General features: G+C 32.1%; 25 protein-coding genes. 23 read left to right on the plus strand and 2 right to left on the minus strand.

Going from position 1 to position 25,143, the window contains the following annotated elements:
- Positions 1 to 232: 232 nt before the first annotated feature.
- The gene (locus WFZ86_RS04950) at positions 233 to 886 is read left to right on the plus strand and encodes a hypothetical protein (protein WP_342690904.1); all 654 of its coding nucleotides are present in this window, start codon (positions 233 to 235) and stop codon (positions 884 to 886) included.
- A 24-nt stretch (positions 887 to 910) separates the two neighbouring features.
- Positions 911 to 1,096, plus strand: a complete 186-nt coding sequence (locus tag WFZ86_RS04955) for a hypothetical protein (protein WP_342690905.1) — start codon at positions 911 to 913, stop codon at positions 1,094 to 1,096.
- A gap of 390 nt (positions 1,097 to 1,486) precedes the next feature.
- On the opposite strand, the gene WFZ86_RS04960 is transcribed toward WFZ86_RS04955, so the two are convergent.
- Positions 1,487 to 1,657 (minus strand): 6-carboxytetrahydropterin synthase, encoded by a 171-nt coding sequence (locus WFZ86_RS04960; protein WP_342690932.1) that lies wholly within the window; start codon positions 1,655 to 1,657, stop codon positions 1,487 to 1,489.
- A 438-nt stretch (positions 1,658 to 2,095) separates the two neighbouring features.
- Here WFZ86_RS04960 and WFZ86_RS04965 point away from each other — a divergent pair, with 438 nt between their 5' ends.
- The gene (locus WFZ86_RS04965; protein ID WP_342690906.1) at positions 2,096 to 3,148 is read left to right on the plus strand and encodes a DUF1852 domain-containing protein; all 1,053 of its coding nucleotides are present in this window, start codon (positions 2,096 to 2,098) and stop codon (positions 3,146 to 3,148) included.
- Positions 3,149 to 3,180: 32 nt separating this feature from the next.
- Positions 3,181 to 4,212 carry a methionine synthase gene (locus WFZ86_RS04970; protein ID WP_342690907.1) on the plus strand — a complete coding sequence of 344 codons (1,032 nt, stop codon included), beginning with the start codon at positions 3,181 to 3,183 and terminating at the stop codon, positions 4,210 to 4,212.
- A 371-nt stretch (positions 4,213 to 4,583) separates the two neighbouring features.
- Here the strand turns inward: WFZ86_RS04970 and WFZ86_RS04975 are convergent, their stop codons facing one another.
- The gene (locus WFZ86_RS04975; protein ID WP_342690908.1) at positions 4,584 to 5,576 is read right to left on the minus strand and encodes a bile acid:sodium symporter family protein; all 993 of its coding nucleotides are present in this window, start codon (positions 5,574 to 5,576) and stop codon (positions 4,584 to 4,586) included.
- Between the two features lie 167 nt (positions 5,577 to 5,743).
- Here WFZ86_RS04975 and WFZ86_RS04980 point away from each other — a divergent pair, with 167 nt between their 5' ends.
- From WFZ86_RS04980 to WFZ86_RS05070, 19 genes are all read left to right on the plus strand, one after another.
- Entirely contained in the window at positions 5,744 to 6,196 is a 453-nt protein-coding gene (locus WFZ86_RS04980; RefSeq protein ID WP_342690909.1) for an Lrp/AsnC family transcriptional regulator, read from the plus strand.
- A gap of 1,061 nt (positions 6,197 to 7,257) precedes the next feature.
- On the plus strand, positions 7,258 to 9,390 hold the full coding sequence (locus tag WFZ86_RS04985; protein WP_342690910.1) for a TonB-dependent siderophore receptor: 2,133 nt from the start codon (positions 7,258 to 7,260) through the stop codon (positions 9,388 to 9,390).
- A gap of 105 nt (positions 9,391 to 9,495) precedes the next feature.
- Complete coding sequence (locus tag WFZ86_RS04990) at positions 9,496 to 10,224, plus strand: DUF4198 domain-containing protein (RefSeq protein ID WP_342690911.1); 729 nt, start codon at positions 9,496 to 9,498, stop codon at positions 10,222 to 10,224.
- 7 nt (positions 10,225 to 10,231) lie between these two features.
- On the plus strand, positions 10,232 to 10,564 hold the full coding sequence (locus WFZ86_RS04995; RefSeq protein WP_342690912.1) for a hypothetical protein: 333 nt from the start codon (positions 10,232 to 10,234) through the stop codon (positions 10,562 to 10,564).
- A gap of 21 nt (positions 10,565 to 10,585) precedes the next feature.
- Positions 10,586 to 10,888, plus strand: a complete 303-nt coding sequence (locus WFZ86_RS05000) for a hypothetical protein (RefSeq protein WP_342690913.1) — start codon at positions 10,586 to 10,588, stop codon at positions 10,886 to 10,888.
- Positions 10,889 to 10,890: 2 nt separating this feature from the next.
- Entirely contained in the window at positions 10,891 to 12,432 is a 1,542-nt protein-coding gene (locus tag WFZ86_RS05005; RefSeq protein ID WP_342690914.1) for a PepSY-associated TM helix domain-containing protein, read from the plus strand.
- Positions 12,433 to 12,451: 19 nt separating this feature from the next.
- Positions 12,452 to 12,607, plus strand: coding sequence for a hypothetical protein (locus tag WFZ86_RS05010; protein ID WP_342690915.1), 156 nt, complete (start codon positions 12,452 to 12,454; stop codon positions 12,605 to 12,607).
- Positions 12,608 to 13,176: 569 nt separating this feature from the next.
- Complete coding sequence (locus WFZ86_RS05015) at positions 13,177 to 13,740, plus strand: Crp/Fnr family transcriptional regulator (protein ID WP_342690916.1); 564 nt, start codon at positions 13,177 to 13,179, stop codon at positions 13,738 to 13,740.
- Between the two features lie 84 nt (positions 13,741 to 13,824).
- On the plus strand, positions 13,825 to 14,280 hold the full coding sequence (locus tag WFZ86_RS05020) for a hypothetical protein (protein WP_110305247.1): 456 nt from the start codon (positions 13,825 to 13,827) through the stop codon (positions 14,278 to 14,280).
- Positions 14,281 to 14,286: 6 nt separating this feature from the next.
- Positions 14,287 to 14,979 (plus strand): DUF4386 domain-containing protein, encoded by a 693-nt coding sequence (locus tag WFZ86_RS05025; protein ID WP_342690917.1) that lies wholly within the window; start codon positions 14,287 to 14,289, stop codon positions 14,977 to 14,979.
- A 226-nt stretch (positions 14,980 to 15,205) separates the two neighbouring features.
- Positions 15,206 to 15,544, plus strand: coding sequence for a hypothetical protein (locus tag WFZ86_RS05030; protein WP_342690918.1), 339 nt, complete (start codon positions 15,206 to 15,208; stop codon positions 15,542 to 15,544).
- A gap of 13 nt (positions 15,545 to 15,557) precedes the next feature.
- Positions 15,558 to 16,670, plus strand: coding sequence for a YncE family protein (locus tag WFZ86_RS05035; protein ID WP_342690919.1), 1,113 nt, complete (start codon positions 15,558 to 15,560; stop codon positions 16,668 to 16,670).
- A 248-nt stretch (positions 16,671 to 16,918) separates the two neighbouring features.
- On the plus strand, positions 16,919 to 18,400 hold the full coding sequence (locus WFZ86_RS05040) for a leucine-rich repeat domain-containing protein (RefSeq protein ID WP_342690920.1): 1,482 nt from the start codon (positions 16,919 to 16,921) through the stop codon (positions 18,398 to 18,400).
- Positions 18,401 to 18,579: 179 nt separating this feature from the next.
- Complete coding sequence (locus tag WFZ86_RS05045; protein ID WP_342690921.1) at positions 18,580 to 19,734, plus strand: hypothetical protein; 1,155 nt, start codon at positions 18,580 to 18,582, stop codon at positions 19,732 to 19,734.
- A gap of 32 nt (positions 19,735 to 19,766) precedes the next feature.
- Positions 19,767 to 20,687 carry a hypothetical protein gene (locus tag WFZ86_RS05050; RefSeq protein WP_342690922.1) on the plus strand — a complete coding sequence of 307 codons (921 nt, stop codon included), beginning with the start codon at positions 19,767 to 19,769 and terminating at the stop codon, positions 20,685 to 20,687.
- Between the two features lie 163 nt (positions 20,688 to 20,850).
- Positions 20,851 to 22,014 carry a hypothetical protein gene (locus WFZ86_RS05055; protein ID WP_342690923.1) on the plus strand — a complete coding sequence of 388 codons (1,164 nt, stop codon included), beginning with the start codon at positions 20,851 to 20,853 and terminating at the stop codon, positions 22,012 to 22,014.
- Positions 22,015 to 22,268: 254 nt separating this feature from the next.
- The gene (locus tag WFZ86_RS05060; RefSeq protein ID WP_342690924.1) at positions 22,269 to 23,477 is read left to right on the plus strand and encodes a hypothetical protein; all 1,209 of its coding nucleotides are present in this window, start codon (positions 22,269 to 22,271) and stop codon (positions 23,475 to 23,477) included.
- A gap of 134 nt (positions 23,478 to 23,611) precedes the next feature.
- Positions 23,612 to 24,238, plus strand: coding sequence for a hypothetical protein (locus tag WFZ86_RS05065; RefSeq protein ID WP_342690925.1), 627 nt, complete (start codon positions 23,612 to 23,614; stop codon positions 24,236 to 24,238).
- 5 nt (positions 24,239 to 24,243) lie between these two features.
- A complete protein-coding gene (locus WFZ86_RS05070) occupies positions 24,244 to 25,074 on the plus strand; it encodes a hypothetical protein (RefSeq protein WP_342690926.1) in 831 nt (276 codons plus the stop codon).
- Positions 25,075 to 25,143 lie beyond the last annotated feature (69 nt).

Genomic DNA, 25,143 nt, shown 5'->3' on the forward strand with positions numbered 1-25,143 from the left:
GAATAATGGGCTTAATTTAGTCCCAAACTGCTTGTAGCGTGGAAACATTGTGCGACATTATAAAACAACGTTACGATGAATAAAAGACAAAAAGTGTTCCCGAATTTTCCGAATAACCAAATGATTTTAATGGTTATTCGGTAGAGTTTGTAATTAAATCAAATGAAAAAATAATATTTAACCCGAGGTATATAAATAAAACACTAATTTTATATACTCACAAAACATAAAAATGAATAAAATAAAATTTTCAATATTAGGATTAATTGCTTTGTTACTAAGCACAACTATATTAATCTCTTGCTCAAAAGACGAAGATACTCAAAACCCAGTTGCAACAAATAATGAAAGTCTTTTGCTTAAAAAAGCATATGGTTTTGAAAGTATAAGTTATAAAAATGACAAATCAAATAACTTAATGTTTAAATCATCAACAAATTTAGACAGACTTACATTAAACAAATCAAGTAAAAGTCAAGATTTAGACTTAAGTAATGTAACTCAAATTAATTGGTCAAAAGAAAAAATTTCATATTTAATACCTTTTATCAACAATTCAAGAAAATCTCTAGTCATAACCATTAATTCTAATGAAATTGGGAAACCTTTAAATTTTGAAACGGCTGAAATTGTTGAGAATACCATAAACAGCTTAAATGGTAATGGTGAAATAATATTAACAAACATTAGCGGTTCATTTAAGAAAACTTTTGAAAAAGGAAAATTGATAAATGAAGTTAATATTTACGGTAAAAAATCACCTTTTAGAAAATGCTTTGATGATGCATATGACGCAATCTGTGATGGTTTCATCGGTTGTGCCTCTTGGTATTCAAGCCCACTTCCTGCTTTAACTGCAATTGCATATTGTGGAGCAACAACATAAAAATTAATCACTTAAATCAATAAAATGAAAAAAAGAAATAAACTAATTTTACCAATCGCAATAATTGGTTTAATTTTCGGGACATTATTTAAACTACAAGGGTATAAAATTTTAGGAGATATATTTCTTGGTATTTCATCATTGCTTTGGCTAAATTTTATTTTTACATTCATATTTGGAAATAGAAAAACAAGTAATTTAAATAATTAATTAAATTTTTGATTAAACTTACAGCAATTTAGGAAAACTATAATTGCTGTTTTTTTGTAAATAGAATAACAATCGTACAACACACGTAGCTGTTGCACAACTCTCTTAAAAAGTAAAATTTCAAGATACACATAAAAAAATAACCTCGTTTAAGGATATTTAAGCGAGGTTTATTTTTGGTTTTATCATTTTATTTTACCGTTGTGTTGGCAATGAATAGATGATTTTTGTTTAGCTGGGTTATGTTTTTTTTGAACAAAACAATATTATGTTGGTAAATTTATTAAAAAAACTATCCTAAATTACTGTTACTCCCCTACCTCAATCAACATAATTCTTACCCGTTTCATAAAGCGTAATTGCCAATTGATTTTGTTGTGGAAACAAGAATTATAAAATTCCATAAATTACCCAAGCAACATTTTTGGTAGAGACCATTTTGTCTTTGAATTCAGGACAATCAAAATTGAGTTTTTTATAACCAAAACGGTCTTCTATTTCTTCTTTTATAATAGTTCCCAAGACTCTCATATCCATTACACTATCCGTTTCGGGATTAATTTATCTGGTTATTTTTATAATAAGCCTAAAGTTATGTCCTTGGTAATTCGCGTTGTTGCATATTCCGAAAACAGTCTTGTTCTTTTCTTCCGTCCAATTAGGATTGTGCATTCTATAACAGGCATTAAAATATGCTTCACGCAAAGTGGAGTTGCTACTAATCTACCATAGTTTTTTGTGGTAAAAACGGAGGCAACTCCAATTTCTTTGGTTGTTAATTTAGCCTCTTTTTGTAGCACTCTAGGAACTCCAAATCAATCATAGCTATGTTCTCTAAAGAATAATTATCTGTTTTTCTCATTATTATATTTTCAAAAAGACCAATTATCTTAAAGAATACACTAAAAAAGAATAATTATCTGATTTTTGACACAAACAAAAATTATTCATCTTTTATTTCAAACTTTGCAAGGTAAAAAAACTAAATATTGTTATCGGATGAAAGCGAACATACAAGAAGATTTAAGATTAAACAAAAAGCAAGATATTGAAAATACTGAAAATACAATCAAGAATGATTTTGCATTTACATTGCAGCGCACTTGTTTAGATGAAAACTATAACCCATCAAGTAAAACTCGTCTGACAACCAATTTTGCAAACTTGGCTAGAGGAGCTAATCGCCAACAAAACTTACGTAACGCCATAAACATGATTAACAATCGATTCAATGCCTTGGCTTATTTGGATAACCCAAAAGGGGATCGTTACCTTGTAGAGCTTGAAATCATTACAGTAACGATGCATATTGATGATAAGAATATAATTGACAAGGTGCCGATGATTGAAGTTTTAAAAACGAATATTTTTGACCGCAAGACCAACCAGCGTATCGAAGGTATTGCCGGAAATAATTTCTCCTCTTATGTTCGTGATTATGATTTCAGTATTTTATTGATCGATCACAATAAAAATAAATCTAATTTTTGTATTCCTGAAAATTTTGGTGATTTGCACGGAAAACTTTATAAGTGCTTTGTGAATTCAGCCACTTATAAAGAGTACTTTAAGATGTCACCGATCATTTGTCTAAGTGTATCGAGCAACAAAAGGTATACTCGCACTGCGTATCAGCATCCGGTTCTGGGTTATGAATATTTGCAGGATCAGTATTCACTCACTGATGAATATTTCTCAAAAATGGGCTTAAAAGTTCGTTTTTTTATGCCTCCGAATAGTGTGGCACCCATGGCTTTTTATCATTCCGGAGATCTACTTGCTGATTATACGGATCTTGGACTAATCAGCTCCATCAGCACGATGGAGACTTTCCAGAAGATTTATCGTCCTGAAATTTACAATGCAAATTCAGTGGCTGGAAAAATCTATCAACCTAGTCTTAAACACGAAGATTATTCACTGACTCGCGTGGTTTATGACCGCGAAGAGCGCAGCCAATTGGCAGTTGAACAGGGTAAATATGCTGAAGAGCATTTCATTACCCCTTACAAAAGTCTTCTGGAACAATGGTCTGCCAATTTCACTCTTTAATTAATATAACAACACATTAAAATTATTTTACTATGAATAAATTAGTATTACCCACCTCAATTGTTGGAAGTTTACCCAAACCTGCATGGCTTGCACCACCTGAAAAACTTTGGTCACCTTGGAAATTAGATGGCGATCAGCTGCTTGAAGGGAAACAAGATGCTTTGCGCATTTCTTTGCAAGAACAACAATTGGCTGGGGTTGATATAATCAGTGATGGTGAACAAACACGTCAGCATTTTGTGACGACTTTTATCGAGCATTTAAGCGGTGTAGATTTTGAAAATCGTAAAATTGTAAAAATCCGTGACCGTTATGATGCAAGTGTTCCTGTTGTTGTAGGTGAAGTGGCTCGTCAACAATCAGTTTTTGTTGATGATGCTAAATTTTTACGTAAACAGACTAATAAGCCTATAAAATGGGCATTGCCTGGTCCGATGACAATGGTAGATACCTTATACGATGACCATTACAAAAGCCGAGAAAAACTGGCGTGGGAATTTGCAAAAGCGCTCAATGAAGAAGCAAGAGAACTGCAAGATGCAGGGGTAGATATTATCCAGTTTGATGAACCTGCATTTAATGTGTTCTTTGATGAAGTAAACGATTGGGGAATGGCAGTATTGGAAAGAGCCATTGAAGGTTTAAAGTGCGAAACTGCTATACATATTTGTTACGGTTACGGAATACAAGCCAATACTGATTGGAAAAAGACCTTGGGTTCAGAGTGGCGTCAATACGAAGAAATTTTTCCGAAAATTCAAAAATCTAAAATTGATATTGTGTCATTAGAATGTCATAACTCAAATGTACCTTATAATTTAATGGAACTTGTTCGTGGTAAAAAAGTAATGGTTGGTGCCATTGATGTGGCAACCAATACTATTGAAACACCCGAAGAAGTAGCTGATACACTACGCAAAGCGCTGGAGTTTGTAAATATTGAAAATCTTTACCCTTCTACAAACTGCGGTATGGCTCCGTTAGCTCGAAACGTAGCTAGAGGCAAGTTAAATGCTTTAAGCGCAGGAGCAACAATTATACGCAAAGAATTTGGGATGTAGTTCCAATACTATATTCCAAAATTTACAGCATTTGATTTGGGCGTGTCCCTCGGCAGAAAAAGCCTCGGGTCGGGCTATACGTTCCCGCTTTTTTTTGCTGGGCAAGAAAAATGCCCAGCAAAAAAAGAGCTCCACTGCACACGAGCGATAGCGAACTGGCGAAGCAATCCCTCACGCACAATGTCATTAAGTTAAGTAATTGCTCTTTTTGTTTTCACGCAGATTTCGCAGATTTATGCAGAAAAACGAGTGAAAATCTGATGAATCTGCGTGCTATTTTTTCTTTTTCCCCTTAACTTAATGACATTGCCCTCACGCAGTATAACTCACAAAAGACTGTCCTTTTTAGAATTAAGCTATAAAAAACTAAATTATACTTCTTTTCGTCGAGCCATACCTTGAGCAATGATACTAGCGGCAATCAATTGCAAGGCGTGATAAATCATAAGCGGCAACAATACGATGCCGGTAATGGTACTGTGCTGAAAGAGTACTTTTGACATGACGGTGCCGTGTACCAAAGACTTTTTAGATCCGCAAAATAAGACCGTAATACGATCTTCATCTGAAAAACCAAGCAAACGACTGACTAGTCCCACACAAAGAAATACAGTAAAAAACAAAACCATCATCCCTGTGGCGAGTCCAGCAAGTTCAAGTGCAGTGAAACCTTCGAAAAGATGTTCGGAAAATGACTTACAAAACGACGTATAAATGATGGTAAGAATGACTGCCTGATCAAAATATTTGAGCTGTTTCTTATATTTTTCAGCAATGGCTCCAAAACGGGAGTTGAGGCAGATGCCAACAATGACAGGCAACAAGACTTGAAAAATCAATTTAAAAAAAACATCAGTAACATCAAAATCGCCTGTTGCAGAAGCTATGAACAGCCCAACCCAAAGCGGAGTAACGACTACTCCAATCAAACTGGAAATGCTCGCATTAAAAATGGCTGCGGGAATGTTGCCTTTGGCGATAGAAACCATAACCACAGAAGAGGAAACTGTCGATGGTAAAGCTGCCAGAAAAAACACCCCTAACCAAAGCAACTCGAAGTCAGTGTCGATAAACAACGGACGAAATGCCAAAACAATGAGCGGAAAAAACAAAAAGGTTGTCAACTGAACGACAATGTGCATTTTCCAGTTAGCCAGCCCGGCTTTAAGTTTCTCAACACTCAGTCGCAAACCATAAAACAAGAAAATAAACGATACGCCTACATTGGCAATATCCTCCAGCGAAACAGGTTCTTTAATCATGCCTGGCTTTGGCAAAAAATAAGCCAACAGGATCATGGTTCCTATCATTAACAGGAAACCGTCGAAACCTGCTTTACGTAATACTTCTAATAATTTCTTCAATGTGTTCTTAATTTTTATTTTTAGATTTTTATACTACAAAAATAAGTTTTGTAGATCATTAAATCTTCAACTTAATCAAAAAACGGTTTCTGTATTGTTTTTTATTACATTTGAAGATTATTATTCTTTTTTGTAAATTAATTCAACCTTTTTAAATAAAATATTCTATGGAGCAGATAGACGATATTGATCTTAAGTTACTAAATATACTTCACGATAATTCTAAATACACGGTAAAAGAACTGGCAAAAATGGTAAATCTTTCGGCATCGCCAGTTTTTGAGCGTATTAAAAGGTTAGAAAACAACGGTTATATTAAAAAATATATAGCCCTGCTGGATGCAGAAAAATTAAACAGGGGATTCATCGTTTTTTGTAATATCAAACTTAAACAACACGATCGTACTATTGGGAATCAGTTTGTTAGTGATATTATGAAAATAGAAGAAGTTGTGGAATGCTACAATATATCAGGTGATTACGATTTTTTAATGAAAGTTTATGCCAAAGACATGAAGCATTATCAGGATTTTGTGTTTAATAAATTGGGATCCGTTGAAAGCATTGGGAGTACCCAAAGTACCTTTGTTATGTCGGAGATAAAAAATCTCTACGGATAGGCTAAAGGAAAGCTTATTGGTTTAATGAAATCGAATAGTGTTTTTGCATCTCATAAAGTATATAATCCTAACACTATTAATAGCGCCTAATCCTGAAATATTTTGAGTCCTTGTTTTCAAAGTTCTTTCTAAAACCAAGCAGGAAGTTTATATAAACGTTTCTGCTTGGTTTGATACAAGTACTTTTTTTGTTCTGATTTACACTCGTACGTTTCTAATTTTAGTACTAAAATTTTAGTTTTTAGCTATGATTTTAATTTTGTTGCTAAAAAAATATTTAAACTCTGAATTTGACTATACAATTGTTGCGGTGAAATAGAAAGAAAGAAAAGTAAGAATTTTATTTTGGTTCTTCGTCTAAAACAGTGGTATTCAAAAAGGCATTTTGTATTAAAACATCAAAAAAAGTTTCCCAAATCTACAGGAAGTGGTTTTAGAATGCATCCCACAGATTTGGTAGATTTAGCGAATTTGATAACTATCGAAAAATGATTTTCTACTAATCATAACGAAGAGCCTTTATTTTTTTTAGTCCCCAAATTCCACAAAATTCTTATCGGTTTCATAGAGTGTAATTGCTAATTGATTTTCTTGAGCCAGTATTCGTTTTAGGATACCATACCATAAATTACACAAACAAAATTTTCGGCAGAAGCTATTTTGCTACTTTTAAAATAAATAAGATATCTATTGTAAGTGTTCTACAATATACAAAGTCATTTTAAATTACTCCAATATTAGTTTCATTTCTTAATCCTCCGATTTAAAATACTGCTGTTTTTTTTGTATTCTTTAATTGCAAGGGCTAGTTGCTTTAAATAGTTGTTTCATCACGACTCTTATAAAATTAGTTGTTTTTAAATTTATATAGAAATACAATTGACTCTTAAAAAAAGTATTTATAAAAAAAGTTAATTTATTTTCCTAAAAAATCTTTTAATCTTAAAATAAGATATATTTCGCAAAATTTACCTTTATTTAAAAATATTCTAAATAAGACTCAGGTAAACATTTCTAAATTTTTATATTTGCGTAGTTATTTTTAATTAAACTAAATAAAAATGAAAAGCAAAATTATACTATCAACCGCAGTTCTATTTTCGATAACATGTTTTGGCCAAGAAATCAAAAAAGACAGCGTTAGTCAATTGAAAGAAATAGAAATCAATAATAAATACAAGTACAAAAGGGAAAAGAGTACTACTGTTTCTAAAATGCCTTTAAACAATATCGAAAATCCACAGGTTTATAATACCGTAACAAGTGAATTGTTGAAAGAACAAGTTGTTACAAATCTTAACGATGCGCTTAAAAACGCAACAGGAATTACTCGTCTTTGGGAATCAACAGGTCGAGGTGGAGACGGTGCAGAATATTATAGCATGAGAGGTTTTGCTGTACAACCAACTATGGTTAATGGGGTACCAGCTGTTACTAATACCGCAACGGATCCTATTAATATTGATAATATTGAAGTAATAAAAGGCCCTTCTGGAACACTTTTTGGCAGTAGCTTAATTTCTTATGGAGGTTTGATTAATATCGTAACTAAAAAACCACATAACACTTTTGGTGGTGAAATAAACTATACCTCTGGAACTTACGGATTGGATAGAATTACTGCTGATGTCAATACCCCAATAAATGAAGATGTTGCTTTCAGATTTAATGCAGCTTATCAAAATGAGAACTCATTCCAGGATTCAGGATTTAGCAAATCATTTTTCTTAGCTCCATCTTTGAGTTATAAAGTAAATGATCGTCTTTCATTTTTAGTAAACACTGAATTCAGTAGCAAAAATTCAGTAAATGCTCCAATGATTTTTTTGAATAGAAATGTTAAGCTTTCTTTCAATTCTATGGATTTGTTCGAGCAAAACTATAAGAAATCATACAACTCTAATGATTTGGTAATAAGTAATCCTTCGTTCAATATGCAAACGCAAATGTTTTACAAATTGTCAGACCAATGGACCTCACAAACAGTTTTATCTAGAAGCCATACTAAAACCTTTGGTTACTACTCCTACCTTTGGGATGGAGGTGATGGAGATCATTTTGGAAGATTCATTTCAAAAGGAAATGGTCAAACTAATACAACTGACATTCAACAAAACTTTATTGGCGATTTCAAAATCGGAAGTTTAAGAAATAGACTAGTCGCTGGTGTTGATTATTTTAAATCCAATATTCAAAGCGGCAGTTCAGGTTGGGTAGCTAATGGAATTGTTTCTCTAAAAGATCAAACTGATACTGGAGACTTAACTGAAGCTGGAGTTGACAATTTATTAAAAGGCACTTACACAGGAAACAGTACCGCTGAAACCGAAGTTATCAGTGCCTACGCATCAAATGTACTTAATATTACAGATCGTTTTTCGGCAATGGTGAGTTTAAGAATCGATAATTTCAAATCGGGCACAGCTGATGAATCAAATGACCAAACTGCTGTTTCTCCTAAATTTGGTTTAGTATATCAATTGATTCAAAACAAAGTTTCAGTTTTCAGCAACTATATGAATGGATTTACCAATATAATGCCTAAACAAGTCTCTAATATTGACGGAAGTAATCCTCGTTTACAATCTTTTGATCCAGAACATGCAAATCAATTTGAAATTGGGTTAAAAACCAACTTATACAAAGATATTATTTCAGCTACTGTAAGTTATTACGACATTGATGTAAAAGACAAGTTGATTACAGATCCAAATAATATTAACAACTCTATACAAGGTGGAGCTGTATTTAGTAAAGGTTTTGAAATTAGCCTTACAGCAAATCCTGCAAAAGGATTAAACATAATAGCTGGTTTCAGTAATAACAAAAGTGAAGTTACCAAAGAAACTCCTAATGCTGGTTATTTAGGCTTAAGGCCAGAGGAAGCAGGTCCTGAAACTTTAATCAACCTATGGGCAAATTACAACTTCATCTCAGGAAGTCTTAAAGGATTTGGAATTGGATTTGGAGGGAATCATGCTAGCGAATACAAAACATTAAATCGTTCCAATATCGGTACGTTCGCATTACCTAGTTATACAGTATTAAATTCTGTACTTTCTTACAACAGTACTAAATTTAATTTCTCTCTTAAATTAAACAACCTCTTAAATGAAAAATACTATGCAGGTTGGTCAACCATTACTCCTCAAAGACCGAGAAGTTTATTGGCTGGAATAACATATAAAATTTAGTTTCAGAATTGTATCTAATTTAGTTAAAGCTCCTCATTTCTGTGAGGAGTTTTATATGTTTAAAACTAACATTAACTTAAAAATAAAAACCTCATAAAAAAAAGCATGAAAAACGTATTAAAAAAAGTATCATTCCCATTCCTAGCACTAACATTATTATTTAGTGCTTCAACATTTGCACACGCCCTTTGGATTGAAACTAAAGCAACAGGAACCAAAGGAAAATCCCAAACCATCAATGTCTATTTTGGAGAATTTGCGGATAATGATATTACCAAAACAGCCAAATGGTTTTCAGACATTAAAGAATTTTCGCTAATCTTGATTTCTCCTTCTAAAAAAGAAATCAATTTGACTGCAAAAGCTTTGGAAGATAAATACCAAGCCTTGTTTACTCCAGATGAAGAAGGCGTTTACACCATAGCAATGCACCACACCGTAAAAGATGTTTACGGAACAATGAAATTAGACTATAATTCTAGCGCAACAGTTGTAGTTAGTAACGATTCAAAAGGAAACGATGCAACCGTCAATCCAAACATCATCAGCTTGTTTTCTAAAGAAATAAAAAACGCAAAAAAAGACACTAAAATAACGGTAAATGCATTATACGAAGGTAAAATTGCCAAGGAACAAAAAGTAAAAGTCATCGCTCCAAACGGTTGGGAAAAAGAATTATGGACTAACATAAATGGAGAAATATCCTTTACCCCTATTTGGTCTGGAAACTATATGGTAGAATTTACCTATACAGAAAAAAAATCTGGCGAACACAACGCAAAAAAATACGACGAAGTTTGGAAAATGGCAACTTATTTTATTGGCGTAAAATAATTTTAAGATGATAACAATTGCTTTCTGCACGCTATTTTTAGCATTCTATATGCTGTATTACACTTCAAAACGAGTCAATTTAACTTACAAGTTCGCCTTTGAAAAATGGATGCGTATCAATCCAATTGGTACCAAAATAACGGGATTGTGTTTGCTTTTAGTAGCTTATTTTTTATGGATTAACACTATGGGCTTGGTATCTGGATCATTATTTTTTATTGTCACCTTAATGACCATTGCAAGCTTAATTGTTATTTTAAAACCGCTAAAAATAATACCGCTAATAAACCTTTTATTCCTATTTATTGTATTAGAAATTTTAGAAATGTATTATTCTTAAATAACTTTTTACTTTATTACTATGCCTGCCAATCCTAAATATTTAACGCGATCTAAAGGACAGCGTTTTCTAAAAATATCCGCCGCAATATTGGGCGGCTATCTTGTTTCTATAAGTTTTCATTTGGCTCTTGCGGCTTGGTTTAATAAAGCTGCTATTATTATGACAATGGCTTTTAGCAGTTCTATCCTTTGGGTCGCTTTGATGGTAGTCGCGTTTTTAGGTAAAAATGGCTTCAAGATATGGGGTATTTATCTATTACTAACCTTGATTTTTGCTTTAACTCTTTATCTAGGTCAAACCTATAACCCTACAACTAAATAACGATGAACAACAGAAACTATAACATCTATTTTCACACACATACTGTGAGCGGTATTGTGATAAGTGTGGTACTTTTTGTGATTTTCTTTGCTGGATCTTTTTCCTTTTTCAAAGAAGAAATCAATAATTGGGAGCGCAATCAATCGGTACTGCTTCATAAAGAAATCAATGTAAATACCGAAGCAATACTAGATTCCATCAGCAAAAAACATCCTTTACACGCTCGCACAATTTCATTGAACTCAACTGACAATTCAAGAAAATTAAATGTTTCGCTAGAAGCCTCGAAAGACAGTTTGGCTCCTCAAAAAGAAAAAAAAAGTGAGTACTTTATATTAGATACCCAAACATTTAAAATAGCAACTTATGAAGACTCTTATTCATTAGGAGAATTCTTATATCGTCTCCATTTTTTAACACAAATTCCTTATCCTATTGGGTATTACCTTTCGGGCTTTGTGGCTTTATTTTTTTTGTTTGCCATAGTAACTGGAATTTTATTGCACTGGCAAAAAATTGTATCTAACTTTTATCTCTTTCGCCCAAACGAAAAATTAAAAACAATATGGACCGATGCACATACTTCACTAGGCGTTTTAGGTTTGCCATTTCAGTTTATATATGCTGTAACAGGTGCTTTTTTTATGATTAAATTAGTTCTCCTTGTCCCAGTTGTCAATACATTATACAATGGAGATCAAGATAAACTCTATAAAGATTTAGAGTATAATTCAGCTCCTTATGAATATAAAAATAGAGCATTAAAAACACCTTATCCTATTAATGAATTAGTCACCAAAGCTAAAAACAAATGGGAAAATTATGAATTGACATCCATAAAAATTGAAAATTTTGGCGATGTCAATATGCACCTCATTGCTGAAGGAAAACTAAATGACAATCAAAAATTTAGTGGCAATGGCAAATTAATATTTAATGTAGCAACAGGCAAAATTGTCAAAGAAAAAAATCCTTACACCCAAACTACTTATATAAATGTTTTAAAAAGTATTTTGTATCGCATCCATTTTGGTAATTATGGTGGTTATGTCTTAAAAATCGTTAGCTTTATTTTGGGACTTATTACTTGTTTTGTCATTATTTCGGGGGTTAAGATTTGGCTGGTTGCTCGTGACAAAAAAGGTGTTCCCGAAAACAAAAGGCGTTTCAATCGCAGAGTGGTTCGCATTTATTTAGCTATTTGTTTGAGTATGTATCCTATAACTGCACTGACTTTTATAGTTTGCAAACTATTTTATCCGCTGGGACAATCCGGAATTTATATCACTTATTTTGTGGGATGGCTCTTGCTGGCTGTGCTTTTTATCGTGAAAAGAAACGATGCTTTTACCAATAAATATTGCTTGCTTTCAGGAAGTATCCTTGGTTTTCTAGTCCCAATTGCTAACGGGATTGTTACAGGAAAATGGTTTTGGACCACCTATAATAATGAATTTCAATTATTTTTTGTAGATGTATTTTGGATTATTTTGGCTTCAATTAGTTTGTATGTGGCTTTGAAACTTAAAAAAGTCAAATGCTAAACCTCAATTCAATATCATTATGCTAGAGTATTCCATACAAATACTAGAAAAAGTGAGTTTTGACTCCTTTCTTTTTTCAAAAGAATTGCAAAAAGCCATTCATACATTATCCGAAGAAGAAATTCAAAAATTAGGAACTGGTTTTTGGATTATTCACAATCAAACCCTGAATTAGAAGAATTTGCAACTTATTTTTTGAATTAATTGAACTAAATGTACTACCAGCTTTATTAGCATTTATTCAAGGTACAATCCAATTTGATTTATAAAGAACTATAGAAACAAAAGAAGAAAACACTCGAAATCACTTTTTTCAAAACCTTTTTGGAGCGTTTTTTTGGCCGAATGTAATAATAGTCATCCATTATTAGTAGATGCAAATTGCACATAAAATCGTTTGTAAAATGTAACAAACAAGTAAAAACGTTTTGTCAAAGTTGTTTTTATTAGTTGAATGTGTCATAAGAATTTCAAGAGACTATTGCACCTCTTTTTTTGGAGAAGTTTAAAGTCTGTTTTTTTAAAATCGCTTTTCAACATAAGCCTTCTTACCCGTAAAGTTAAACTTCGAAGTACATTTGAGATTATCGTAAAGATAGATTTAGGTTATTGATTTGACTTAATTTGAAAATAGTTTTGTATTTGGAAATTTAGCGATAACCGAAAAATAAATCTTATTTTAGTCCCAAACTCGTGATAGTATCCCAACATTATAGGTTATTTTAGAGTGACACAAAACAGTATATGGAAAAATTAAAAATGTATTTTCGGAGCGTTGGTTTTGACACTATAGCAACTGATAAAATCACCGGTTGCTTCCAACCAAAATTGTTTGACAAAGGCGACTGTTTTGTGGAAGAAGGCAAAACTTCTTTGCAAATGGGTTTTATTGAAACGGGGTTGTTTCAATACTTTTCTGTCACCGAACAAGGCGAAGAAAGAACCACCTATATTTCTTTACCAAATACGTTTGTTACTTCACTTTTAACTTATCTGACCGAATCGCCAGCAAGAGAAAGTATAAGAGCTTTAACACCTGCAAAACTTTGGCTTATTGACAAAACAGATGTAGTAGCATTGCAAAATCAAATTCCAAAATTTAAAGACTTTTACATCCAACTTATGGAATGGCAAATATACTGTATTGATACATCAAAGTTTGATCTTATTATATTGACGGCTGAACAGCGTTATGAAAAATTACTCAAAGAAGAACCTGAATTATTACAACAAGTACCCTTACAATATATTGCATCAATATTGGGGATCACACCAAGGCATTTAAGCCGATTACGAAATAAAATTTAACAGCAAATCACTTTTAGACATTTGTCCTGTTGGTTGGTTCAAGTTTGAATGACCTTTGCAACGTAATCAAAAACAATTTACGTTATGCAAAAAAATCTTCTTTTACCTTCAATACTTTTTCTAACAAGTATGGCCTTCGCTCAAGGTAAATTCCCTAAGCATCAAATTAGCATTAATGGTTTTAGAAATCCATCCATTGGTTTGGAATACCAACAAAACCATTTATCTGTTCACGGAGGGTATTATGTAACCAATTTTACAAGCGGCGTTACAACCGAATTTTTAAAAACAGGTGTAACCTATTGGTTTTTACCTGTTGGTCATAACGAAATACCCTCTTCATTTTATGCTGGGGCTTCTTACTTGCGTGGATTAACAAGGGATTATAACGACAAAGATGCCTTTGCGGTTGAAACAGGCTTTCGTTGGTATGTTTGGAAAGGGCTCAATCTCCGTCTGGGTGTCATTGCCCTTACCGCACAAGGCGAAGACCTAAAAATAAATCCTACACCAAGTATTAGTTATTCATTCCAATTCTAATGAGCTATGAAAACTGAAAAGACAATTGGTATTTTATTCATTGTTGGTGCAATAGGTGTACTTGTCGCCTACACGTTTTTGACCATAATTTTTGATTATCCCAATATTCTTCGACAAGAAACAGGGATCATTTTGATAAAATTTCACGAAGGTGGCAATCGGTTAGTATGGACTTGGTGGGCTTTTGCCATTTTAGGATTACCACTTTTAGAAGCTGTTGTTTTAATTGGACAAAAATTAGAAACGAAATTTTATTTTATCCGTTGGGCAACTACTCTAGGCATTATTGGTCTATTCATACAAATGATTGGCTTATTGCGTTGGACTTTTGTAGTACCCGTTTTAGCCAACAATTTTGTTACAGGAAACGAAATGACAAAAGAAGCCAGCAAAGTCGCTTTTCAAGTTGTTCATCAATACGGTGGTGTCGTTTTAGGGGAACATATTGGGCAATTATTTACCATTGCCTGGACAATAATGATGACATCGGCTTTTGCCCAAACCCAACTTTTCCCTAAATGGACAATTTGGCTGGGCTATATTGCATCAATTATTTATCTACTTGCACAAACAGAACTTTTTGCAACAGTGATACTTACTATTCCAGTGGTAGGCATGGCAGGTTTTTTGGGTAGTACACTTTGGATTGTTTGGCTAATTGTGATTGGTGTTACAATTAGAAAACTGAAACTTGACTAACCAAAGCGGTAGTCTTTACATAAAAAAGAATCCTGAAACTCTATAAAACATTGGTTTTTAAGCGCTCATTTAAAATTATCAAAGGCTCTACTAAAAAGCTTTCTGTTTATAAGCTAAATATGTAAAATAAAAAATCACTATTTATAATGATTTTTTTACAATTTAATACTTGTAATTTTGAAAAAACAATATTCATTGTTTATGGAAACAGTAGAAAAAAGGAACCATGATTAAAAACGACACAGTGTCTGAAGATTTAGCAACTGGAAACCAGCTTTTTTTTGTTCCTTATGATAAGGTTACTGCCTCAGTTTCTTATTACAGAAATAGAACAACATCTTGTCATCAATTTTTACATAATCGTTTTGTTTACAACAGAGCTGATAATAAACCAGATGAAATCGTAAATGATTATACCGTTTCCAATCAAGGAATCGATTATGATTTTAAGCTCTTAGATTCTTTTAAACTAGACTTTCAGGTCTTAAATGTTTTCAATGAAAATTATGAAAGCCCAAAAAACAGACCTATATCAGGTCGAAATTTCAATATGTACTTAACTTAAAAATTTTAATATTATGAAAATCAGCAATTTAATTTTAATAGCGTTTGGTATTTCGTTATTTATCTCGTGTTCAAATGAAGTTGAAAATGACGTTAAAAATGAAGTTGATAACAAAAAAAACACCGCAAATGGAGATTATTCCAATGGATTTTTCATCCTAAATGAAGGAGGTGCAGGTCAGGGAACAGTATCATTCTCTAGTAATGATTTTGGGGTTTTTACAAAAGATGCTTATACTGCAGAAAATGGAAGTGATTTGCTTGGAAAGGATGCTACAAGTATCTTTTTTAACGGCGACAATGCTTATATTATTGCCGGAGCATCAGATGTTATAACTGTTGTTAATAGATATACATTTAAATTAATAGCTAAAATTGACACAGGTCTTAAACAACCTAGATATGGAGTAGTAAAAGATGGTAAGGCTTATGTGATCAATTCTAATAAATATGTTGGCTGGGGAGGCGCTTGGGATAATGATGATACAGATGATTATATTGCTGTTATCGATTTAGCCACAAATAAATATGAATCTAAAATTGATTTGAATGCATCAGCAGACAGAATTATTGAAAAGGATGGTAAATTATATATGACGGAGTTTATAAACAATAATGACAATTTAAATTTATTGTTATTTGTTGTAGATATTGCCACAAAATCTTTAGAAACGCCAATAGTAATTACATCCGAAGCATATACTGATGCACTTTCTATGGAGGAAAAAGATGGAATTATATATATTTTAACAAACAATTATTTCCAAAAAAGCAAAAACAAAATAGTAAAAGTAAAAATATCAGACAATACTATTTCTAGAATCACATTCCCTGAAGCTTTAGGCGAAGCTAGCTTTATGGATATTTATGACGATAAAATTTACTACACTGTAAAAAATTCGGTTTACGCGATAAATACTAATGTGACACAGGCTTCAACTACACCAATTGTAACAGCTCCTACAGAGGCTTTTTATGGATTTGCTGTTAATAATAATCGTATTTATTTGGCAGATGGTGGAGATTATAAGTTAGACAGTAAAGCTTATGTGTATAATTTAACTGGAACTTTGCAAAAAGAATTAACTGTAGGTGTGCGACCAAATGGGTTTTACTTCAATAATTAATACATGGATAGGATAATACGTTGTTGATTCAGTAGTTGTGATATTCTGTTGAATGAATTAACTATTAAACCGACAAAACGAATGGCAGAAAGTGCCGGGAAAATCTAAAAACTAAACCTTTACAATAGAAGGTACAAGAAAAATAATTCAAGTTAAAAAAGTTAACTATGAAAAGTAAAAAATCACTATTCATAATGATTTTTTTAGGATATAAGACTTGTAATTTTAAAAAAAATAACATCCATTTTATGAAAAAAAAAGTCCCCTTTAAGTTATTAAGTTTACTAGTAATACTAATGACTACTTTAGCTAGTGCACAAACCTTTACAGTCAACAACTTAAAATATACTATATTATCTGGATCAACTGCAAGTATAAGCGGATACGATTCTAAGCCAACAGGGATTTTAAATATTCCCAGTACTATTACTAATGCGGGTATTCAGTATACTGTTACAAGTATTGGTAATGACACTTTTTCTAATTGTACAGGATTAACGTCTGTAAGTATTCCAAATTCGGTTACAAGTATTGGCGATTTTGCTTTTTATAAGTGCAAAGGATTAACGTCTGTAAGCATTCCAAATTCGGTTACAAGTATTGGATATTATGCTTTTAATGATTGTACTGGTCTGACGTCTTTAAGTATTCCAAATTCGGTTACAAGTATTAGTGCTGGCGCTTTTGCTTACTGTACAGGATTAACGTCTCTAAGTATTCCTAATTCGGTTACAAGTATTAGTGCTGGCGCTTTTGCTTACTGTACAGGATTAACGTCTCTAAGTATTCCTAATTCGGTTACAAGTATTGATCAGGGCGCTTTTGCTTATTGTCAAGGATTAACGTCTTTGAGTATTCCAAATTCGGTTACAAGTATTAGCGATTCTGTTTTTACTAATTGTACAAGATTAACATCTGTAAATATTTCAAATTCTCTTACAGAAATTGGTATTTTAACTTTTGCTTATTGTACAGGGTTAACGTCTGTAAATATTCCGAATTCGGTTAAAAGTATTGGTCCTTCTGTTTTTGCTTATTGTACAGGGTTAACGTCTGTAAATATTCCGAATTCGGTTAAAAGTATTGGTCCTTCTGCTTTTGCTTATTGTTCAGGGTTAACGTCTGTAAGTATTCCAAATTCGGTTACGAGAATTGATTTTTCTGCTTTTTATAATTGTACTGGCCTGACGTCTGTAAGTATTCCAAATTCGGTTACAAGTATTGGTAATGATACTTTTTCTAATTGCACAGGATTAACGTCTGTAAGTATTCCAGATTCGGTTACAAGTATTGGCAATTTTGCTTTTAATAATTGTACAGCATTGAAGTCTGTAAATGTTGGCTGGGCAAGTCCTTTAATTATAGATAACACTGTTTTTTTAAATATTAATTTAAAAAATGTTGCGTTAAATGTTTCTTCTCCAGGTAACGTTGATGACTATAAAAAAGCCTATATCTGGGAAGATTTTTCTTCTTTTAATCCCGTTTTAAGTACAAAGTCTTATTTATTAGACAAGAGCATACTAGTATTTCCCAATCCAACTAAAGATTTTATCTCTGTTTCTGGTTTATCACAAACAGTAAGCTATAATATATTTAGTATTTCGGGAGCTAAAGTGTCTAATGGCACTGTTTCTAATAATGAAAAAATAGATGTTCAAAGCCTGACTAATGGAGTGTATTTTATGGAATTAGAAGAAGGTCATACAACTAAATTTATAAAAAAATAACTTAGTTTAAAGTTTGCCTATTAAAGAGACAACCAACGAGTTTCATTTGTTTCAGCTTGTCATGTATATGAGTTTTATGATAATAATCAAATTCAGAAAATAACCGCTTATTGTATTCAAAAAGCTAAAAATCGCTAACAGAAAAAAGAACAACGAACAGTAAATTAATATCTAATAAAATGATAAAAACAAGAACAATAACTGCTCTAATCCTTCTGACAATTACTACAATCTTTACAGGTTGTAGCAAAGATGATAGTGTCAATCCGAATCCGAATCAAAATTCAATTAATCTTGAAGATGCTAAACTGAATAACTTCCGATTATTTGGCATTACTCCCGTTTCAATCAATATTACACAACCCAGTATTGTAAATAATAAAGAAACGGTATTTGGGAAGATTGATATTGTTGTACCCAACACTGTTTCTTTGAACGGAATTGCTTCTTCCATTACATCAAATGAATTAAACCTAAGCAAATTTGCCATACTGCCAGGCAACAGTAAATTACTGAATTACGAAACGCAAAGTCACGTACATACTATTGTAAATGTGTTGGATAATTCGCAAGAATTATTACATTACACAGTAAATATTAAAAAAGAAGTAACACCAACACCATCTACATTAACAGTCGTTGATTTTAAATTTGAAAAAAGTAAAAATCCGCAATTGCCTAATGATGTAACTATTGAAAGACGTTTTAACGATGCGAATAGTAGACAAGTCATTTATCTATTTGTACCTAAAGGGACTAATTTTTCAAGTTTAGTACCAACTGCTACATTTGATGCAGAAGAAGTATTCTATACCCAAGACTCTTCCATCCCGCTCTCAGATGTGAATACTCCATATCCAATTGTACCAACCAGTTTTGATTTTGCTTACCCAAAAAGTTTTATAATTGTTTTAAGAGACAATGTAAATAACAGGTTAAAATGGGTTGATGTATTTGTTGATGTGAAAGACCCTGTAGAATTTGCAAATGCAGCTATTACAACTAATATAACAGCCTCAAGTTCTTCTACATTTATTGCAGGAATTACCACTTGGAAAAATGTGGGAAACCATAAATTAAACCTTCAATCAGGGACTACCTATGAAAATTTAATACCAAATACAACCTCAAACCTTATCACTTCGAATATGTTTTTTATTGGAAGTAGTTTACCTAATCAAAGTGATAACGTAAGTGTTCGAGTTATAGGTAATTTACCAGTTGGCACATACAAAACTACAGCTGTTTTTTATACAAAATTTACCGGACACGATGCGATAAACGATTTAGTTAAACCTGCTAAAATGAATATTACTGCGAACATTACAAATTAAGCTAAAACAACAATAAAATAAATAGTACAACTATGAAAAAGACTGCATTAACATTACTTTCTTTGTTTTTCTTATTATTCAGTTGCAATACAACTGACGACTCAGATTTACCAAAGCTTGAGGAACCAAAGCCTGAGGAACCAAAGAGTTATATTAAAACCATTGACTTTTCTTCTTCAGTAAGTTCTCCTGCTACAATTAATGACCTTGATGTTGAGAATGGATATCTTTATTTTATTCATAAAATCGGTATTTACAGAATTAACCTTAACTCAGATGCAAACATAGCAGAGTTTATAATTGAAGATGATGAACACTGGCCTTATACACTAAAAGTAATTGGCAACAATTTATATTATCAAGGTCTTTATGGTTGGACTATTTCTGACGATATCAAACAAGTCGATTTGAACTCTATTTCTAAAGGAGTAAAAGCTACCTATCCTATCAGAGGAACTTCTAGATCACAATTGTGTAAAAATTCAGGTAAATTATATTATACATCAAGCATTGATGCCTATTCGGCTCTTAATAATTTTTACGAATTTAATCCATCAACTACCCATCAATTAATCGCCACAGGTGACTACATTGTACCTGAAAATTTGAGAATGGTAGGTCAATTCTTGTATTTTTCATCTTTTGATGAGATTCGAAAATTTGATTTAAATAAGCCATCAGAAGAATCTTCACTTGTTTACACAGTTCCTAAGCAAGAAAAAGAAAGTAAAATTAGAGGATTTGATATCAAGGATAATATTATTTACTATACACTAGAATCCAGTAATAAGCTCTATTCTAAAGACTTAAAAATTGTAAACCAAGAGCCAAAAGTTTTGGGAATCAATAATAATAAAGATGGCGTGGGATATGGGAAATTAATTTTGTCTGACAAAAAGTTGTATGTTGAAAAATTGACAGACTCACAATTAGATGTTTATGGGATTAAATGATTAACAGGTAAGAACTGCCTTTGCGAGTGCGACTAAAAGCATAGGTATGCTCTGGGTCAACTCCACAGCTAGTGTTTCAACAGTTTAGTTTTGTAGTATTATAATTTTTTTAAAAAATCTGGCACATTACTAACCTATAATCAATTTTAATGTAATCGAAACAATGAACACTTTATTAAAAATTACAGCTAGTATAAGTTTGCTTCTTTTTGTATTATGTACAACAAGCTGCAGTAACAATGCTGTAGAGGATCCACAGCTGCCTCCCTCAATAGAAGATCTTATCGAGAATGGGAAACTTGCTGACTTCAAATTATCTGAATTAGATTATAAAAGCATCGATATTCTCCAACCTGAAATTAGTGCGGGTGTAGAAACCAAGTTTGGTGAAATTAGAATTACAATTCCCTATTCAATATCTTATACTGGATTGAGTTTGAAAGAGGTGAATTTTGACTCCAGCAAGTTTAATATCTTTCCTGAAATAGGAACGAAACAACTTTTTTCGGAAAAAGATCCAATTATTTATACCATTAGTTCCAAAAAAAATCCAAAAGTAGCCATCAATTATAAAGTATTTGTGATAAAAGAAGCTGCTCCACAACCTGAAATTTTACAGATTACCAGTTTTAAGTTTGAAAAAAGTAAAAACCCTGCTTTGACTGCTGATATTGAAGCCGAAAAAATTGGAACAGAATCAGGGTGGAAACAAATTTTTATATTTGTACCTCCTGGAACAGACCTTACTAATCTTATCCCTACGATTACATTTAAGGGTACACACCTGTTGACTACCCTTCCAAATCTTCAACATTTTGGAGAATATGTGGCTGGAACACCCGTTGATTTCAAATATCCAAAACGCTTTCCTTTGGTAGTTCAAGATGCTTCATTGTCTGGTGCAACGCTATATGATGTGATTGTTGATGTCAAGAACCCAATTAAATTTGTAGCAAATCCTTTAGTGATAAACAATATTGCTAAAAATAAAGATTTTTTTGGGGCTGTAGGAACATTTATCAACCAAGGAAACCATTTAATTACTTCATTTGCCCCAACATACAAAAATAAAATCCCAATGATTTCAAACGGAATTAATATTGGTTTGATAAGTCTGACTATTCCGGGTGGAGGATTAAAACCAGGAGAGAGTTCGGATATAAAATTTTCATTAAACAAAACGCTTTCATCACAATTGCCTGTAGGAGCTTATAAATTTACATCAGTACATCCTCCTGGGTTTACTGAGATATTGAGTTGGCCGCCAGATGCCGAAAAGCTTTTATTACCTTCTGAATTGGATATTACAGTGAATCTTGTAGATTAATTTTTGATCTGAAGATTATTACAATATTTTTTATTGGTAGCTGCATAATTTTCACTTCACAATGATTAGTATGCAGTACCTTTTAATTCGTATAAGTTATCATCTCTAAGAAATATTTTATTAGTGGTAAGCACACAATTAATAGTGTAAATTATACAAAAAATTAATTTGATACTATTTTAGAAATCAGCGAAAATCATTAGAAATAGTGAGTTTTTTTAAAAGGAATAGCTCGAATTTTGAAAAAAGTACAAATGGCATCGACACTATTGCATATAACTGATTTAAAAACAAAATTCGGAAATCCGCATCAGGTTGAAATTGTATCGGTTACGGATAGAGATGCTATTTATATTGCTTTATTAAATATTTGGATAACAGAAAATTTTCAGTCAATTGAACAAGTTGTAGTTCGTTTTAAAGGAGCTAAAATAGTTGCTATTTATAAAGACATTTTTGAAAAAGGCACCTTATGGAAATGTATTTACGGACTAGAGAATGGTAGTTATTGGTTGGGAAGTGACTATTCGAATTTAAATTCGGGGGCAAAACTAGCCTTATTCAAAGAAGATGAATTAATAACATCCCGCATATTCGACAAAGGATATAGCACGGAAATCACCAAAATTGAAAGGAGCAATAATCACTCAATTATAATAAAAGGCAATTGGTATAAATGTCATCGAATGGGGGGACACGATGATTTTTACCCAGAAAGTTGGCACACTAAACTTTCAAAAGAGGGAGAAGATTTTTCAGATACAGAAAATCCCGTTTTAGAGCAAAGTTATTTTTCATCTTCGATTTTAGATTCAAATTCTGGAGGTTTTTATATTCTAGAAAGTCATGGGGTTTCTAAATATTCGGTAGAGGGAAAACAGCTTTGGAATCAAGGATTGGGATCTTTTGGACTAGAAAAGATGATGTCTTTGAATAAAATAGTTCCTTATTATAGAACACAAAATAACATAACAGTTAATGATGGTGTTTGGTTTTTAGGTATCGATTATACCTATACTGAGAGAGTTGTGAAAAGCCCATTATTTGGAAGAGTTACGGCTGGCGGGACCCTACTTTCTTTCAGTCACATTTTAAACGATTTTCCAGAAATCTATAAAATTCATGCCATCGTTCCAGGAACAGTAAGCAATTGTTTATTGATTGGAGAAACTTTGCGTATAGGGGAAGGTAGTGGAATATTCTTGCTTCACGTTCATTTCTCGAGAGGCGTTTTTATTACAAATATTCAATATTTGAATTGCAATACAAGTGACCTGCAACTTTCTATAAGTGATAATCCATCGTTTCAGGGATGTTATTTGGATATAAAAGGAGTCTATACTCAAAGTGGTAATCTGGAAGATTTGAATGAAATTATAATTTTCGGAAATGTAGATCATCACCGTAATCGAGATAATGGAATGGTTTGGTCTATTAAAATGGATTCAAGCTTGAATAAATAGTACAAACCAAAATAATACTTATTCTAATTTTTGCGGTTGTAATTAGTAAAATCAAAACAAATTAAGAAGGTTCATTATAAATGAGATTATAAGGTTAATCTTAAAAAAAATAATTTTAATAGAAAGCCGAGAAGATGAAGAGTATTTTGTGGAGAAACATACATGTATTTGTTTTCCTTATTTTAATTCTGAATGCCATTACATCGTTAGCTCAGCATACAAAAATGGGACATACCATGGAACAATTAAAGTCAAAACAAAAACAAGAACTCATTGTAATAGCGCTTCATATTCTAAAAGAAAAGCAACCTTCATTGGTAATTAATTTTGAGAATTTTGAAAGTACAGTATGGGGAAACAGTAAAGAAATACTAGTCAAATTTCGAAGAATTATAAGATATGTTCCGTTTGGCATCGATCCTGAAAAACGTTTTTCATACGATATAACGGTCAATCTAAATACTAATGAAGTTTCCCCATTTGATGATTGGTTTCAATCTGAATTTTATATTGAAACCAAAGTAGACCAAAAGGCACTTGCATTCATAAAGAAAAATTTCGGAAGTTTTTCGGCTAATTTTGAAAATACAATTTACGAAGGTGAAGAAGATTATTTTATTGATAGTAATAATCAATATTCTTTTGGCAAATACAAAGTGAACAAAAGAACTGGAATAGTAAAGACTGAAATTCAGGGTTCTTATGAACCTATGCCAAAACCTATAATTGAAAATCCGGATGATTATTCTGAAATCAAATAATTGAAATGAAAAAAAATTACAGTTTTTATAAAAAGACCGAAGAAGTGTATTTTAGTCCGGAATTCGCTTTTCCTATAGCAGTAATCGTTATGCTTTCTATCATTACGTACGGATTGCTTTATTTTTTCGGTATTAGCATTGCGGTTCTTTTTAATATAATTATTTCATTTTTCGGAAATTTTTATTTCTACTATTATGGTAAGTCTTCCACAACTATAACCTTAGATTTTTTAATTCGGGTTGCATTAGTTACAGCTTTCTTTTTGTTTATGGATTACGGAGTTTTTGCGCTCGTTAAATATCAAAAAACAGACGTTTTCAATAAAATGTATTTTTATCTGTGGTTAGTAATTATTTTAGGAGTTCCCGTTTTATATTATGTTTTTCAATACAGCCGATACTATTATAAAGAAACAACAAATGCAGTAACATACATAAAAGTTTACCTTACGGTGCATCATGACAGGGAATTACTTACTGTTATTGACACGATACAGTTTGTTAATACAGCAAGACATACCATGTCTGATATAAAATTAGAAAAGCCTAATTGTTTCTATTCAGAATCTGAATTAAACAAAATGGATAGTAACGATAGATACTTCTATACAGGAAAAAGCGTTTTCAGTGAAATGATCCATTTACCTTTCGATGCAGATGTACTTTTTATGTCCTGGTATTCTATTATTGAAGACAAATACTATGAAATAGAAGTGTCTTTTCCTTTCGAAAAACTGTTGATTGAACAGGAAAAATATCCTACGAATGTTTCTGCTACTTGTAACTATTCAGCCTTTAATATAGCGATGGTTTTAAAAGCGGCCAATATGTTTTGACCGTTTTTAATACAGGTGTCGGTTACCGAACGAATAACCGCATAGATTTGAGCACCATTCTCAGTTTTG

This window comes from Flavobacterium polysaccharolyticum (assembly GCF_038739875.1).
In the GTDB taxonomy this organism is placed as follows: Bacteria; Bacteroidota; Bacteroidia; order Flavobacteriales; family Flavobacteriaceae; genus Flavobacterium; species Flavobacterium polysaccharolyticum.